Source organism: Vicinamibacterales bacterium (assembly GCA_041659285.1).
Taxonomy (GTDB): Bacteria; Acidobacteriota; Vicinamibacteria; order Vicinamibacterales; family UBA2999; genus 12-FULL-67-14b.
Genome location: JBAZYO010000006.1, coordinates 97,510 through 112,126, shown reverse-complemented (window position 1 = coordinate 112,126; position 14,617 = coordinate 97,510). Strand labels below are relative to the sequence as shown.

Below are 14,617 nucleotides of genomic sequence, written 5' to 3'. Positions count from 1 at the left end.
TAGATGAAGGCGAGTGTCACCTTCCTTGGGAGCGGCACGTCACACGGTGTGCCGATGATTGGCTGCACCTGCGAGGTGTGCCTGTCCACCGATCCGCGCGATCGACGGTCGCGCCCGTCGATCCACATTCGCGTGGACGGCGGGCCCTCGATCCTCGTCGACACCTCGACCGATCTGCGCCAGCAGGTGCTGGCCAACCGCATCGCCCGCGTCGACGCCATCCTGTTCACCCACAGCCACGCCGACCACGTCATGGGCCTGGACGACGTGCGGCGGTTCAACGTGATGCAGGGCGGATCGATCCCGGCCTATGCGGACGAGCGGACCGCCGGCGACCTGCGGCGGACCTTCTCCTACATCTTCAACCCGTCCACCGAAAAGGGCGGCGGCATCCCGCAGATCGCGCTGACGGCCATCACCGGGCCCTTCAACATCGGCGCCATTCGCATCCAGCCGGTGCCGCTGTTCCATGGGTCGCGGCCCATTCTCGGCTATCGGGTGGGAACGTTCGCCTACCTGACCGACTGCAACCGGCTGCCGGACGAAGCCTGGCCGCTGCTCGACGGGCTCGACGTGCTGGTGCTCGACGCCCTGCGCCACAAGGCGCATCCGACCCACTTCACCGTGGCCGAGGCGCTCGCTGTGGTCGAGCGCATCAAGCCACGCCACACCTATTTCACGCACATGTGCCACAAGCTGCCGCACGCCGCGACCAACGCGTCGCTGCCGGCCGCCGTGGAGCTGGCCTATGATGGCCTCGTGGTGCCGATCGACGCCGGGGACGCATGGACGTAATCCATTTCCCGGACGACCCGCGGCCCATCACCTGGCGGTCGCCGGTGCTCGCGCTCGGCAACTTCGACGGCCTGCATCGCGGGCACGTCAAGATCATCGAGCGCATCCAGCGCGGCGCCTCCGAGCGCGGCGGCACCAGCGTCGTGCTCACCTTCGACCCGCATCCCCCGCGCGTGCTGCGCCCCGACAAGGCCCCGCTCCTGCTGATGACCAAGGCCCAGAAGCTCGATGCGCTGGCCCGGGCCGGCGTGCAGGGCGCCGCCGTGGTGCGCTTCACGCACGAGATGTCGCAGTGGGAGCCCGACGCCTTCGTCCGCACCGTGCTGGTGGAGTGGTTGCGCGTCGCCGAGGTGTGGGTGGGCGCCGACTTCCTGTTCGGCCGCAATCGCAGCGGCAACTTCACGCTGCTGAAGTCGCTCGGCGCGCAGCACGGTTTCCGCGCCGAGAAGATCGATCCGGTCCGCTACAAGGACTTCGTGGTCTCGAGCACGCGGATCCGGCGGCTGGTGAGCGAGGGGCGGGTGGACGAGGCGGGCGCGCTGCTCGGCCACCACTACGCGCTGGACGGCGTGGTCGTGGAAGGCGCCAGGCGCGGGCGCGACATGGGCTTTCCGACCGCCAACCTGTCGACCGGCAACGAGCTGCTGCCGCCCAACGGCGTCTACGCCACCGCCGTCACGGTGGAGGGGGCGGTCTATCCCAGCGTGACCAACATCGGCCAGCGGCCAACCTTCGGCGACCAGTTGGCCACCACCATCGAGGCCCACCTGATTGGCCGGTCGATGGACCTCTACGGCAAGACCGTCAGGCTGGCGTTCGTGCAGCGGCTGCGGGACGAGCGCAAGTTCCCCGACATCGAGGCGCTCCAGGACCAGATCGCGGCGGATGTTCGCCGTGCGGCGCGATTGTTCGATAGACTATCGGTCTGAGTCGCATGTCCCCCAAAGCGTTCACGTTCAAACTGACTGTTCCCAAGGACCCCCAGGTCGTCGCCATCGTGGCCGACGTCGCCGCACACGCCGTGACGTATGCGGAATTGAACGCCGAGGCGGGCGCCGGCTTCGTGGAGCGCGTGCGCGCCGCCGCGGCCGCGGCCATGCAGGCGCCCGGCGGGCCGGCCTCGTGCCACATCGAGGTGACGAGCGACGCCACGTCGCTGACCTTCACCATCGGGACGGAATCGGTCTCCGCCCATCACTCGACGTAAGCGTCCCATGCGCCTGTACAACACCCTCACGCGCCAGGTTGAGCCGTTTGTCCCGGTCCGCGACAACACCGTCCGCATGTACACCTGCGGCCTCACGGTCTACGCCCGCGGCCACATCGGCAACTTCCGCACCTTCGTCAGCGTGGACGTGCTGCGCCGCGCGCTGAAGTACGTGGGCGGCTTCCAGATGCACCACGTCATGAACTTCACCGACGTCGACGACAAGACCATTGTCGGCGCCGAGAAGGCCGGCCTGCCGCTGCGCGAGTACACCGATCAGTACATCAAGGCGTTTCGCGAAGACGCGCTGGCGCTCGGCATCGAGCCGGTGGAAGAGACCCCGCGCGCCACCGACCCCGAGAACCTGCAGGCGATGGCCGACATGATCCACCAACTGGGTGAGCGCGGCCACACCTACCAGACCGACGGCTCGACCTACTTCAAAATCTCGTCGCTGCCCAGCTACGGCAAGCTGGCGCGGCTCGATCACGAGGGCATCCAGTCGGGCGCCCGTGTCGACTCCGACGAGTACGACAAGGAAAGCGCGCGCGACTTCGTGCTGTGGAAGGCGACCAAGCCCGGCGAGCCGACCTGGGACTGCGGCTGCGGCCCGGGCCGGCCCGGCTGGCACATCGAGTGCTCGGCCATGGCGCTAAGGCTGCTCGGCGAGGCGCCCATCGACATCCACACCGGCGGCGTCGACCTGGTGTTCCCGCACCACGAGAACGAGATCGCGCAGAGCGAAGGCGCCACCGGCAAGGAGTTCTCGAAGTTCTGGTTCCACATCGAGCACCTGCTCGTGGACAACCAGAAAATGTCGAAGTCGGTCGGCAACGTCTACACCGTGCAGGACGTGCTCGATCGCGGCTTCCGCCTGTCGGCGCTGCGCTACATCCTGCTGTCGGCGTACTACCGCAAGCAGTTGAACTTCACCTGGATCGGCCTCGAGCAGGCGGAAGAGGCGCTGCGGCGCATCACCGACTTCCTGGGACGCGTCGGCGGGCTCTCGGGAGGCGGCGCGCATGCGGAAGTGGCCGCCCGGGTCACCGCCGCGGTCGAGGCGTTCGACGCCGCGCTCAGCGACGACCTCAACACCGCGGCCGGCCTCGGCGAGGTGTTCGACCTGATCCGCGCGCTCAACATCGCGATGGACGCGAAGCAAGTGGGGGAGGCCGACGCACCGGGGATCACGGCGGCGTTCGATCACTTCGATGCGGTGCTCGGCGTGCTGTCGCTGCGTCATGCGGAAGAAGCGATGCCGCCGATCCCGCAGGACGAGATCGATGCCGGCATCCAGGCTCGCCAGGATGCCCGCCGCCGCCGCGACTTCGCGGCAGCCGACCGCATCCGCCAGGAATTGCTCGACAAGGGGGTCATCCTCGAAGACGGCCCGAAGGGCACGCGCTGGAAGCGTAAGTAACTCCGGCTCCCGGTTCCCGGTTCCCGGTATGATCAGACCATGGACTCGCCGCTGATCAAGACCGCCCTGCCGGGACCCAAGGCCAAAGCCATCATCGAGCGAGACGGCAAGGTCGTCTCGACCTCCTACACCCGTGGCTATCCCTTCGTGATGGCCCGCGGCGCCGGCGCCACGGTCGAAGACGTGGACGGCAATCTCTTCCTCGATTGCGCCGCCGGCATCGCCGTCAACTCCACCGGGCACTCCCACCCCGCCGTGGTCGCGGCCATCGTCGATCAGGCATCGAAGTTCCTGCACATGTCGGGGACCGATTTCTACTACGAGGGGCAGGTCGCGATCGGCGAGGCGTTCAACGAGATTGCGCCGTTCAGCGGGCCGAAGCGGTCCTTCTTCTCCAACTCGGGCACCGAGGCCATGGAAGCGGCGATCAAGCTGGCGCGGTATTCGACCGGGCGCTACGGGATGATCGCGTTCCTCGGCAGCTTTCACGGCCGCACGCTCGGCTCGCTGGCCCTGACGTCGAGCAGGTCGATCCAGCGCAAGGGCTTCGGGCCCATGCAGGCCGGCACGTTCCACACGCCGTACGGCAATTGCTACCGCTGCCCGGTGGGTCTCAAGCCCGAGTCGTGCCAGTCGGAGTGCCTCGACTTCCTGGAGCACGAGGTGCTGGTGCACCTGATCTCGCCAGACGAGGTCGCCGGCGTCGTCGTCGAGCCAATCCAGGGGGAGGGCGGCTATGTCGTGCCCCCGGCGAAGTTCCACCAGCGGCTGCGGGACCTCACCAGGAAGCACGGCATCCTGTTGATTGCCGACGAAGTGCAATCGGGCATGGGCCGCACGGGGAAGATGTTCGCCATGGAGCATTTCGGCGTCGAGCCGGACATGATCACCGTGGCCAAGGGCGTGGCCTCTGGGCTGCCGCTGGGTGTGACCACCGCGCGGGCCGACGTGATGGACTGGCCGCCCGGCACGCACGCCAGCACGTTTGGCGGCAACCCGGTGTCGTGCGCCGCGGCGCTGGCCACCATCACGCTGCTGAAAGACTCGCTGATGAAGAACGCGGCCGAGGTCGGCGCGTTCATGATGGACCGCCTGAAGGAAGTGCAGCAGAAGCACGCCATCATCGGCGACGTCCGCGGGCGCGGGCTGATGATCGGCATTGAACTGGTGAAGGATCGCGTCACCAAGGAGCGGGCGATCGCCGAACGCGACAAGGTGGTGGAGGCCTGCTTCGCGCGCGGCCTGCTGGTGCTGGGCGCCGGCAAGAACGCGATTCGCCTGTCGCCGCCGCTGGTGCTGACCAAGGCCCAGGCGGCGACGGCCGTGGACATCCTCGACCAGGCGCTCTCCACGGTGTAGGGCACCCCTTTAGGGGTGCCGCGGAGGCCGGGGGTGCCGCGGAGGCCGGGAGCGCCGGAACGGCCCTTGCTCCGCGTCTCGTATGACCTTTGCGCGACAGCGGCTGGGCCTCGAAGGCGAGCAAATGGCGGCCACCGAGCTCGAGCGCCTCGGGTATCAAATTCTCGACCGCCGCTACCGTTCCCGTTTCGGCGAGATCGACCTCATCGCCCGCGACGGCGGCACGGTAGTATTTGTGGAAGTGAAGACCAAGACCGATAGCAGATTTGGCGATCCGGTCGAGATGGTGACCTCGCAGAAACAGCGACGCCTGGTCTCGATGGCCGAGGAATACGTTTCGAACCACGCCCTCCACCACACTCCCTGCCGCTTCGACGTGGTGGCCATCGATGCCTCGATCGCGCCGGCGAAGATCACCGTCTACCAGGACGCGTTCAGGCCCGGATGGTAACCACCGAACTCAGGCGCGACCCGGTCACCGGCCGTTCGGTGGTGATCGAACTCGAGCCGCAGAAGCGCCCGGACGACTTCCTCCGGGAGCCCGTGCGCCTCGAGGTTGCGCCCTCGGCGTGCCCGTTCTGCGAGGGCAGGGAAGGCGACACCGGGCCGGAGTTGCTGGCGTGGCGGGAGGGCGGTCCGGCCAACACGCCGGGGTGGTCGGTGCGGGTGGTGGCCAACCGCTATCCCATGCTCAGGATCGAGGGCCGCGAGGAGCGCCGCATGGACGGGGTGTTCGAGACCCGCGACGGCCTCGGCGCGCACGAAGTGGTGATCGAGACACCGATCCACGATCAGCCGTTGCATCACCTGGGCGCGGACCGGTTGTGGCGGGTGCTGTGGGCGTGGCGGACGCGACTGCAGGATCTGAAGCGGGACGCAAGATTTGCCGCGGCGGTGGTGTTCAAGAACCACGGGCGGGCAGCAGGTTCCCGCCTGGACCACGCCCACTCCCAAATCGCGGCGTACCCGATCGTTCCCGCTGCCCTCAACGAGAAGGTCCGAGGGGCCGCGGATCACCTGGTCCACACTGGCCGTTGCATTTTTTGCGACATCACCGCGCAGGAATTACAGGATCGCCGTCGCGTGGTGTCGGACACCTTGCCAGTAATTGCGATCGCGCCGTTCGCGTCCCGGGTGCCGTTTGAGACCTGGCTGGTGCCGCGCGACCATGCGCCGCGGTTCGAGGAGGCGTCGGACGCGGTGCTCGAGGCCGCGGCGGCGGTGCTCAAGGACGTGATGGCCAGGGTGGATTGGGCGCTGGAGCGGCCGGCCTATAACCTGGTGCTGCACACGGCGCCGTTCGGCGGCGGGGCGGACCAGGCGTTTCACTGGCACCTGGAGGTCATTCCGCGCGTGACCCGCTGGAGCGGGGTGGACTGGGGTAGTGGCATCCCCCGCAACCCGGTGTCCCCGGAGGAGGCGGCCAGGGTCCTGAGAGGGGCAAATCCGGGGGGCCTGACCCCTTAACCCCCGTAGGGGCGGGTCTTTAGACCCGTCTGGAGGCTCGGATTGCTTGCCTGACTACTACCCATCTGTTAGAGTAAGTTGTTCTCGGCGAGCGGGAATAACTCAGTGGTAGAGTGCGACCTTGCCAAGGTCGAAGTCGCGGGTTCGAATCCCGTTTCCCGCTCCAACTTTTGCTTTGGATCCTTGGCAAAAGTTGTCTCGCCGAAGCTCGCGTAGCGAGCGAAGGCGGACCACACGGTTGGCAAGCGATTACTGACTGATGTCCCCAATCGTCGAATGACCCCCCAGTCGACCCCACGCACCATTCTCAACTAGCATTAGCTTTCCGAGCGGCGCCGTCGCCAAGTGGTAAGGCAGAGGTCTGCAAAACCTCCATCCCCGGTTCAAATCCGGGCGGCGCCTCCAACCTTCGCTCAGGAATGTAGGCGAAGGTTGTCCCGCCATAGCTCGCCAAGAGGTGCGCGAGCGAAGGCGGACCGCGCCGCACTTCCCTGAGCTTCGGTTGGTAAACGAAATCCCCTGAATGCAGGCGACGGTGGTTCCGCCATAGCTCGCCAAGAGGTGCGCGAGCGAAGCCGGACCGCGGCGTCGCCGGCGCGCTTCGCGTGGCAGTCCGGTCCATGCCGGCGCCTCACGCTTGCGCAACGGTAACGGCGATCGACAGATAGCTCAGTTCAGGCAGTATCCCCTCCGCCTCATCAAACACCCTGAGTCCCTTTGTACCTTGCGGCACGATCAGCCCCTCCGGGGAAAGCTCCCAGGGCTTGCCGTTGGCCGCCACGCTGTCGAGCAGGTGCAGTTGGCGTTCGCTGACGGCGATGTAGCGGCCTGACCGGAGCGGCAGGTGACCCTCCCGGAACGTGCTCTTGGTCGTGGACACGCGCATCGACTGTCCCCTGAATAACCACTCGCTCACGTCCGAAGCTTGCATGGCGCCGAGGATCAAGTCGAGATCAGCCAAGGCGGTCGCCGCATAGGCCGGCATCGCGAAAGCGAGGGCAACTGGTGCGCTGACCTTGCGCGCGAGGTCGAGGAATGTGCTCCAGCGGCTGCTCTTCTTCTGCAGGAAGAAGTTCCACCTCCAGAGGCCGTCGCCCCCCGGGAGCTTCACGGCCTTGGACTGTCCCCACGCCGTACTCGGATCGAACTTGAGTTCCTGGACGCTGGGCAGTTTCCCCTTCGCATCCGGATACAGCCCGGCAATCGTCGTCCAGGCGAGCCTTTCGGCCAGATCGGGCAGCGGCTGGTTCTGCACCAGATCGATGCGAAGCGACCCGCCCTTGAGGTTGTCGAACTTGGTCCGATCGGCGATCGAGGGCCTGACGCGTTGAACATCGATCGTGACAGTGGTGTCGCCCTTGTCGACCAATCCGTCCTTGCCCATCCTGGTGACAGGCTGAAAGCCTGACTTGTCATCGTAGAAAACGAAAGCCGCCTGCGAACTCGAGTTGGCAATCGTGGTTGTCTTGACGATGTCCTGGGAGGACGCCATGGTGGCGGGCTTGGCACTGCCGCCCGTGACTTTGGTCTTCGTGCCGATGGCGTCGGACGCATTCTGTCCGCCCGCCGGCATCTGGCTGATGACGGTGGGCAGGCCGTCCGGGAGACTCTCGAGGGGCTCCCGAGCCGTGGACGTCCAGAAAGCCATGGTCGCGGCGTCGAGATAGGACTCCTCGGGTGGGACTTTCGCTTGACCGTCGGCGGTGGCATCGGCCTGTGGCGGCCTGGATATGCAGGCCGCCGACGACAGTAACGACAGCCCGGCCGCGCCGTGTAGCCCGGTGTTCAGGAGATCACGCCTGGATAACCGCATCTCTTCCCCCCAATTCTGTGCCCCGTAGGCTCGCGCACGTAACTTGTCGCGTACTCTCGGTGCCCCCGTCAATGCAGGCAGGGCGAATGGAACCTCCGAAGCCGTCCTGCCGTCTCCTCCGTATCATCGACCAGCTGTCACCAAGGCAATCGCCCAATGCCAACGCCATGTCGCAGGCACGGCGGCTGGCGGCCGAGAGCGCGCGCTACAACCTCGGCCGCGTCCACCGCACCACCAACCTGCCCGACTCGGCGCTTGTGTATCTGCAGGCGGCGTCGGCGTCGAGCATGAAATTCGACGCCCCGCGCGCGTCAGCACCGGTGGACGGCGCCGAGACCGTCGTCATCCGCTTCCGCGAAACCGGCCGCCCCACGATCGTGACGGCCCGTCGCGGTGCGAACGTGCCGGCATCAGGGCAAGTGTGGGTCCATGCGGCCACCGGGGCGATCGTCAAGACCGAGTTCAAGTTGTCGGATTTGTCGACCGATGGGGTGTTCGTTGTCGAGTTCGCGGTTGACGAGCGGTCGGGACTGCGCTTTCCCGCGAAGATGACCGAGCACTATACGAGCCCGGGTGAAGAGGTTCGCGCCACCGCGCAGTACAGCAACGTGCGGCGGTTCAACGTTTCGACCAACGAGACGCTGCGAAAGCCGCCAGGTTAGCCGCGGTCAGGTGTCTTGCTGCGTGCCTGTGCCTGCTTGTCTTGATCGAGACAGACTGGGGCTCGGTCTCTTCGTCAATTCTCCAGCTTGGGAACTCCGCGCTTCTCCTGAGCTACGGTTGGCAGGCCGTGTCGCTGAGATTTCGAGCTTCGGGTGGCAGGCCCTGTCACCTAACCTGTAGAATCCCGGCCATGCCATTCAGAGACATTCGTCTTGCCGCATTGGCGTCGATCATCGCAGCGATCACCCTGGGGCCGGCGCTCGATGCGAGCCAGGCAGGCGTGCAACCGGTGCAATACCGATCACCCGAGGGCGTCGAGTATCGCTCGCTTCCCGATACCGACGCCGTCAGGACGGCGCGAGCCGCTCTCGACGCCAACCCGAAAGACATTGCTCGCATCATCGACCTCGGCGTGGCCCAGTCCGGTGCGCGGCAGTTTCGCGAAGCGATCGCGACGTTCACGCGCGGTCTCGAGATCGAGCCGAACAACGCTTTGCTCCTCCGATGGCGCGGGCATCGCTATCTTTCCGTGCGTGAATTCGATCGCGCGTTCGCCGATCTCACGCGCGGCGGAAAAATCGACGGCACGATCTACGGCATCTGGTATCACCTCGGGGTCGTCCAGTACCTGCGCGGGGACTTTGCCGATGCGGCCGCCTCGTTCGCCAAGGCGCAGCCAATCGCACCGGACGCCGGCGAACTCGCGGGTTCCACGGACTGGTTGTGGATGTCGCTCAGCCGGGCCGGACGGGGCGCGGAAGCGAAGGCGATGCTCGACGGTCGGCCGGAGAAGGCGGTGACCAACGCGTACACGCGGCGCCTGCAGCTCTATCGTGGCGAGATCGGTCCGGAAGCCGTGATTGCAGCGGCGGATACTGACGAAGTGCAGGTCGCCACGCTCGCCTACGGCCTTGGCAACTGGTACCTCGTGCGGGGCGACAAGGCGCAGGCGCGCAGGTGGTTCGAGCGATCGATCCAGTCGGGCGGTTGGCCCGGGTTCGGCTTCATCGTCTCGGAGGTGGAACTCCGCCGGCTTCGGTGAAGTCACACAATCAGCCATGGGGCGGAGCCCCCGACGGTGCGGCATCAGGTGAGGGTTTCGGCGTCTTCCACCACTCCTTGCGCTCGCGCCGCGGGCCGTGTTGCTTCCAATTGCCCCCACCGCGACCAAAGCCGCCGAACAGGATCCGGCACAGCGCCAGCAGGCCGAGCGCTTCCCAGAAGCCGAGCTGACGCAGGCCGAACAGGCCGGGCACCAGCCAGTTCCATAGCCACATGACGATCGCGCCGCCGATGAAGATGAAAAACAGGAACCCGAAGAAGGTTCCATGCGAAGGTTGTCCACCGTAGCTGGCTCAGAATGCAGGCCAGCGAAGGTGGACCGCGCCGCACTTCCCTGAGCTTCGGTTGGTAAACCAACTCCCCTGGATGCATGGCGAAGGTTGTCCCGCCATAGCTCGCCAGAGGGTGCGCGAGCGAAGGCGGACCACACAACTCCGCTCAGGAAACCGTGGCCGACTCAGGATTGTGCTAGACCATCTTCGTTAGACGCTGGGCTCGTGCAGTGATTAGAGCAGCGTAGGCGCCCAACGCCCCATTATCCAGGCCGGGTAGTGCGTCCGCGATGCGCGGAGCGGTCGATTGCGTGGCGTCAGCGAGTTGCTTGACGCGCCGACGGACGAAGGGAGCTGTCATTCCGATCTCCGTTGCGAAGGCCTCCCACGTGCCGCCGTCGATCTCTTCCAGCGTGGCCCGCTTTGCGATCTTCATGGCGAGCTTCGGTGACAGATCGGTGTAGGCAATCGTCGAGAGCAGGTCGTAGAGCGGAGCGAGGCTGACGGTCCCGGCGTCGTAGAGCAGGCTGAAGTTCTTTCCGTGGGCGTCGGCGTTTCCGACAACAAGGTTGAAGATCGCCGCGTCGAGGAGCGTCAGTGTGGCAATGGCCGGGCGAGTGGTCGCGCGGCGGAGCAGTTCGAAACTGGTCTTGAACGTAGGGCCGCCTTCGGCCGCGTATTTGTGTTCTGGCGGGATGCCAAGCGCCTGGCAGAAATCCTCTTGATGCAGCCGGTGCGCCCGGCCAGCCCCATCGAGGCGTCGATCGTATCGGGTGATGAGCAGGTATGGCCGGCCGAGCGTGGTGCGCGGTTCGACGGGCGCGGCGGGGAGGCCGAGCGCGGCCGCCAACTGCATCACGAGGGCTTCGTTCTCCGTGGTGGTGGGGAAGCGCGCGATCGGTGGCTTCAGGATATGCGTCGTCGGTTGCCCGGGTGCCGGCAACGCAACCCTGCCATCAACGAGGACGACGGGAAGTTTTGATTGAGCGCCGGCAAGAGACAGGCGCAGTCCCTCACGTCCTGCGAGCAGCGGTCGCGTCGGGAGTGTATCGAGGATCGCGACGACTTCGTCATCATTGAGGGCTCGCGGCTGTCCGCTCGGATCACCGGCGGGCGGTGTGTCGCCCTCAGGCCAGATGGTCAAGGCTCCAGCCACATCTCCGCCAAGGGCTTCGAGCAGGCCAAAGTCATTGCCCTTCGAGATCCCAAGCGCGCCAGCGACCGCGTCACGCTGCGCCTCCTCCGGCAAGAGTCCTGCGAAGAACGGACGACAGTCGCGCCGTTTGAACGGTTCCGCTCTCTTGGGCAACGAGAAGGACACGGCGGGACGGGACGAGTCGGCGAGCCAGTCCGGCGCGTAGGCGAAACTCATCTCGCCGTGCTGATTGACTCGGAGAGAGCCGACGATCGCGCCGTCCCACCAGACCGACAGCGTCCGAGTCATGAGCCGTTACTGTTCGGCGGCTTGGGCGGATGCGTGATCTTCAGGCGGCAGCCCAGAGCGTCCAGTACGGCCAACGTCTTCCCGAGATGGACTGACGGCTTACCGCGCTCCAATTCGATCACGAAACGCACGCCTACCCGTGCGGCCGCGGCCAACTGATCTTGGCGAAGGCCTTGAGAGATCCGTGCGAGGCGGACGACGGCTCCGATTTGTTCAGTGGTCACGGTGGATCTTCCCGATCGGGAAGATTATGCACCTTTTGTGGGCAGAAGTCGATTGATATTCCCGATCGGGAAGATCGTCTCGAGAACCAGGTATAACCCGCGTCGGTATTCCCGATCGGGAAGATGCGCTGGCATGGATGTAAGTATTGCAGTGGAAGGACTTACCTCGACGATTGCTCTACCACTACCACCATAGACCGACCCGGACGCCGACGGTGTCGCGCGAAATCATCGGCCACACAAACGCCCGCTGCTCCGCCTCGGGGTAGACGACCGTCGTCCTGTGCACGAGTGCCCCCGCGACAAGTCCGAGGCCCGCGCCAAGAGCGCCGGCCATGATTGGAGCGTCCGCGCATTCTTCCCGTGCCGGGCCCGTGCATGCGGCTATTGCGCCCGCGACCGCACCCACACCGGCCCCGGTGAGCACAGCCATGCGGAATGGATGGTGGCGCACGGCGATTTGGCGAACGGTCTCCCGCGTGAAACGCTTCTCGCCGGCGCCGGTGTCGATTGTGATCTCATCTGCCGTGAGCCGGGTCAGGCGACCGGTGGTCCTGGCCCCCGACGGGTCCTCGACCCGGAGTTGATCGTCGAGGTTGACCCGGAGGGAAAGGTTCTCGAGCAGGCTGTTTGGAGCACCGCCGGCAACGCGCGACGGGGGAACGGAAGCGCGGCCCTCTGGTGCACGAAATACAGTCCTCATCCGAGGGATGAGAGCCCCCATCACCAGGCCGACGCCCGCGCCGATGGGGGTGGCGCCGAGCGACCCGAGGATGGCGCAGTCCCCGCCGCCATCGTGCGAGCAGACGGCCACCGCGCCAAGGACCGCGAATACCCCGGCCCCAACGAGGGCGGCCCGGCGAAACGAGTGGCCGCGCACGGCGACCTCGCGAACGGTGTCGCTCGTGAAACGCCTCTCGCCGGCTTCGGTCTGGATCGCGAATTCCTCGCGCGTGATGCGCGTGAGGCGCCCAGTGGTCCTGACTCCCGCTTGATCCTCAACCCGAACCTGATCGCCGAGGTTGACCCGTAGCGCCAGGTCTTCGACAGACGGGAGTCCCTGAGCCGAACCTGGAGACGGCGCCAGCAGCAGGAGGGCAAACAACGCGACAACCGTTCGGCGGATCCTCACTGGTTCCCTTCGCTTCATTCGTCGGTCTTACGAGCAATTGACCTGTGAGAATCCTACACCCGCTTGCGGGTAAGGGCTGACGGAGCACCCGGTCAATCCGTTCGCAGTTCGAGCCGATGCACTCTCCGGATCTTCTCGATCACGTCGCCGCCCAGCTTCGCCTTGGCCGCGAACTCCTGCCAGCGGACAACTGCAGCCCGAACTTCCTCGTAGAGCGTGTCGGCGCGCCCGCGCTTTAGTCCCGCGCTCTTCGCCACGGCGCGCACGTCTCCCATCGCAAACCCATCGCGCTTGCCGTTGACCGTCATCTGGTGCGTCGCCGTCCAGTCTCCCGACGGGTTGTAGCTGTAGGTGACGTCGAATGCCGGCGCCAGCATCCACCGCCCATCCCGGTCCATCAGGAACGCGATGTTCTTGACGTGGTCGTCCTGGTTGCGCGCGACGATGTTGAAGAGCATGCGGCGGAATTGTTCCTCCACCGCGGCCATCGGGAGCTCGAGTTGGCGGATCGCCAACAACGCCTGCTCGTACGAGTAGGCGCCAGGTTGGTTGTAGTCGAAGTGGGCGAGGGCGCCGAGCGACTGCATGTGCAGCTTGCCGCCGTCCGCCAGGCGGTCGAAGCGCCTGGTCATGAAGTGACGACGGCCGTGCTCCTCGAGGAGGCGGCACTCGCTCATCGTGATGCCCGCCGCGCCCGCCATCAGCGAGTAGGCGTATTCGATGGCGCCGTAGCCCTGCGGATCCTCGAGTTCCTTGTCCCTGTTGCCGGCGACGCCATCGAACTTCAGCAGCCAGTAGGTGAAGCCGGACCCGGCGTCCACCTGACCCGAGCGCACCTCGTTGGTTTTGCGATTCCACGCGATCACCGCCTTGGCCCGCGCGCCGCCAGCCGAGGTGCCGACCTTCAGGATGTCGGCCAGCGCCTTCTTGCGGCCCGCGGCCGACAGCTTGCCCTTGAGGTTGCGCCGCTCGGTCAGGATGTCGGAGGCCAGCGTGACCAGCGCGTCGATGTCGATCTTCGTGGCCTTGCGTGGCTTAGGCCCCAGGACCGGAGCAAATTCCAGCGCGCCCATGCCGCGGGCACCCGTGTAGCAGAGGCGTTCGATCGGACTGAAGCTGTCGGGCGTGCGCCCGGTCGTGGCGAGCCACGCATCGATCAGCGCGTTGCCGAAGCGGTCGGGGAGGGAGTCGGCGAGCAGGCCTGGCAAGCCGTGGAACGTGCGGCGTGGAAGTTCCGGAAATTCGTAGACCCGGCGGCTGAGCGGCAGCATCAGCGGCGCGACCTCGATGCCGCTGTCCGCGAACTCCGCGGTGTACTGGAATGCCGCGTGGCCGTGCTGGTCGTCCATCGACACGGCTCCGATGGTGCGTCCCCAGAGGCGGACTTCGGCAATCACGAGCCGTCACCCCAGGTCCACTTCCGCGGCCGGCTGGCGGGGGGCTGGCGTGGCGCCGAGGCGCGCTGGCGGGCGCGGCCGGCCAGCTTCAACTGTTCGACCGGTCCGGGCCTGGCCGGCGGGACGAGCGCGTCAAGGCGGTCGATGAGCCCGAGCACGCGACAGACACGCACCAGTCCAGACAACCGCGACGCCACTTCGCCCGACTCCAGACGCTCGACCGTGCGCTTGGAGACTCCCGCCTCCAGGGCCAGCGCCGCTTGGGTGAGGTTGCCCGCCAGCCGCGCGGCCGCCAGCCGGCTGCCCAGTTCCTGGAGGATGGCCTCATCGGAGAGCTGTTTAGAAATCCTCATAACTCGTCA

The 14,617-nt window shown here is 66.3% G+C and carries 15 protein-coding genes and 2 tRNA genes; 11 read left to right on the top strand and 6 right to left on the bottom strand.

Features of this window, described 5'->3' with window-relative positions; all coding sequences use genetic code 11:
* The first annotated feature begins 3 nt into the window (after window positions 1-3).
* The 9 genes from WC815_11375 to WC815_11335 all read left to right on the top strand — a co-directional run bounded on the left by WC815_11375 (window position 4) and on the right by WC815_11335 (window position 6,653).
* Window positions 4-795 (top strand): MBL fold metallo-hydrolase, encoded by a 792-nt coding sequence (locus WC815_11375; protein ID MFA5909369.1) that lies wholly within the window; start codon window positions 4-6, stop codon window positions 793-795.
* On the top strand, window positions 786-1,724 hold the full coding sequence (locus WC815_11370; GenBank protein ID MFA5909368.1) for a bifunctional riboflavin kinase/FAD synthetase: 939 nt from the start codon (window positions 786-788) through the stop codon (window positions 1,722-1,724). The genes WC815_11375 and WC815_11370 overlap by 10 nt, the downstream gene beginning before the upstream one ends.
* Window positions 1,725-1,729: 5 nt before the next feature.
* On the top strand, window positions 1,730-2,002 hold the full coding sequence (locus WC815_11365; GenBank protein MFA5909367.1) for a hypothetical protein: 273 nt from the start codon (window positions 1,730-1,732) through the stop codon (window positions 2,000-2,002).
* A gap of 7 nt (window positions 2,003-2,009) precedes the next feature.
* Window positions 2,010-3,422: a cysteine--tRNA ligase gene (cysS, locus tag WC815_11360; GenBank protein MFA5909366.1), complete on the top strand. Its 1,413-nt coding sequence runs from the start codon at window positions 2,010-2,012 to the stop codon at window positions 3,420-3,422.
* A gap of 39 nt (window positions 3,423-3,461) precedes the next feature.
* A complete protein-coding gene (locus WC815_11355) occupies window positions 3,462-4,781 on the top strand; it encodes an acetyl ornithine aminotransferase family protein (GenBank protein ID MFA5909365.1) in 1,320 nt (439 codons plus the stop codon).
* 82 nt (window positions 4,782-4,863) lie between these two features.
* Window positions 4,864-5,232, top strand: coding sequence for a YraN family protein (locus tag WC815_11350; protein ID MFA5909364.1), 369 nt, complete (start codon window positions 4,864-4,866; stop codon window positions 5,230-5,232).
* Entirely contained in the window at window positions 5,226-6,248 is a 1,023-nt protein-coding gene (locus WC815_11345) for a hypothetical protein (GenBank protein ID MFA5909363.1), read from the top strand. Before WC815_11350 ends, WC815_11345 begins: the two co-directional genes overlap by 7 nt.
* 91 nt (window positions 6,249-6,339) lie before the next feature.
* Window positions 6,340-6,414: transfer RNA gene (locus WC815_11340), tRNA-Gly, on the top strand.
* A 165-nt stretch (window positions 6,415-6,579) separates the two neighbouring features.
* Window positions 6,580-6,653: transfer RNA gene (locus WC815_11335), tRNA-Cys, on the top strand.
* A 226-nt stretch (window positions 6,654-6,879) separates the two neighbouring features.
* Here the strand turns inward: WC815_11335 and WC815_11330 are convergent.
* On the bottom strand, window positions 6,880-8,061 hold the full coding sequence (locus WC815_11330) for a hypothetical protein (GenBank protein MFA5909362.1): 1,182 nt from the start codon (window positions 8,059-8,061) through the stop codon (window positions 6,880-6,882).
* Window positions 8,062-8,228: 167 nt separating this feature from the next.
* Between WC815_11330 and WC815_11325 the strand changes: the two genes are divergently transcribed.
* On the top strand, window positions 8,229-8,723 hold the full coding sequence (locus WC815_11325; protein MFA5909361.1) for a hypothetical protein: 495 nt from the start codon (window positions 8,229-8,231) through the stop codon (window positions 8,721-8,723).
* A gap of 191 nt (window positions 8,724-8,914) precedes the next feature.
* The gene (locus WC815_11320) at window positions 8,915-9,766 is read left to right on the top strand and encodes a tetratricopeptide repeat protein (protein MFA5909360.1); all 852 of its coding nucleotides are present in this window, start codon (window positions 8,915-8,917) and stop codon (window positions 9,764-9,766) included.
* A 10-nt stretch (window positions 9,767-9,776) separates the two neighbouring features.
* Here the strand turns inward: WC815_11320 and WC815_11315 are convergent, their stop codons facing one another.
* The 5 genes from WC815_11315 to WC815_11295 all read right to left on the bottom strand — a co-directional run bounded on the left by WC815_11315 (window position 9,777) and on the right by WC815_11295 (window position 14,608).
* Window positions 9,777-10,001, bottom strand: coding sequence for a hypothetical protein (locus WC815_11315; protein MFA5909359.1), 225 nt, complete (start codon window positions 9,999-10,001; stop codon window positions 9,777-9,779).
* Between the two features lie 253 nt (window positions 10,002-10,254).
* A complete protein-coding gene (locus tag WC815_11310; protein MFA5909358.1) occupies window positions 10,255-11,502 on the bottom strand; it encodes a type II toxin-antitoxin system HipA family toxin in 1,248 nt (415 codons plus the stop codon).
* Window positions 11,503-11,910: 408 nt separating this feature from the next.
* The gene (locus tag WC815_11305; GenBank protein MFA5909357.1) at window positions 11,911-12,858 is read right to left on the bottom strand and encodes a hypothetical protein; all 948 of its coding nucleotides are present in this window, start codon (window positions 12,856-12,858) and stop codon (window positions 11,911-11,913) included.
* A gap of 92 nt (window positions 12,859-12,950) precedes the next feature.
* Entirely contained in the window at window positions 12,951-14,255 is a 1,305-nt protein-coding gene (locus WC815_11300) for a HipA domain-containing protein (GenBank protein ID MFA5909356.1), read from the bottom strand.
* Window positions 14,252-14,608, bottom strand: coding sequence for a helix-turn-helix domain-containing protein (locus tag WC815_11295; GenBank protein ID MFA5909355.1), 357 nt, complete (start codon window positions 14,606-14,608; stop codon window positions 14,252-14,254). Before WC815_11295 ends, WC815_11300 begins: the two co-directional genes overlap by 4 nt.
* Window positions 14,609-14,617 lie beyond the last annotated feature (9 nt).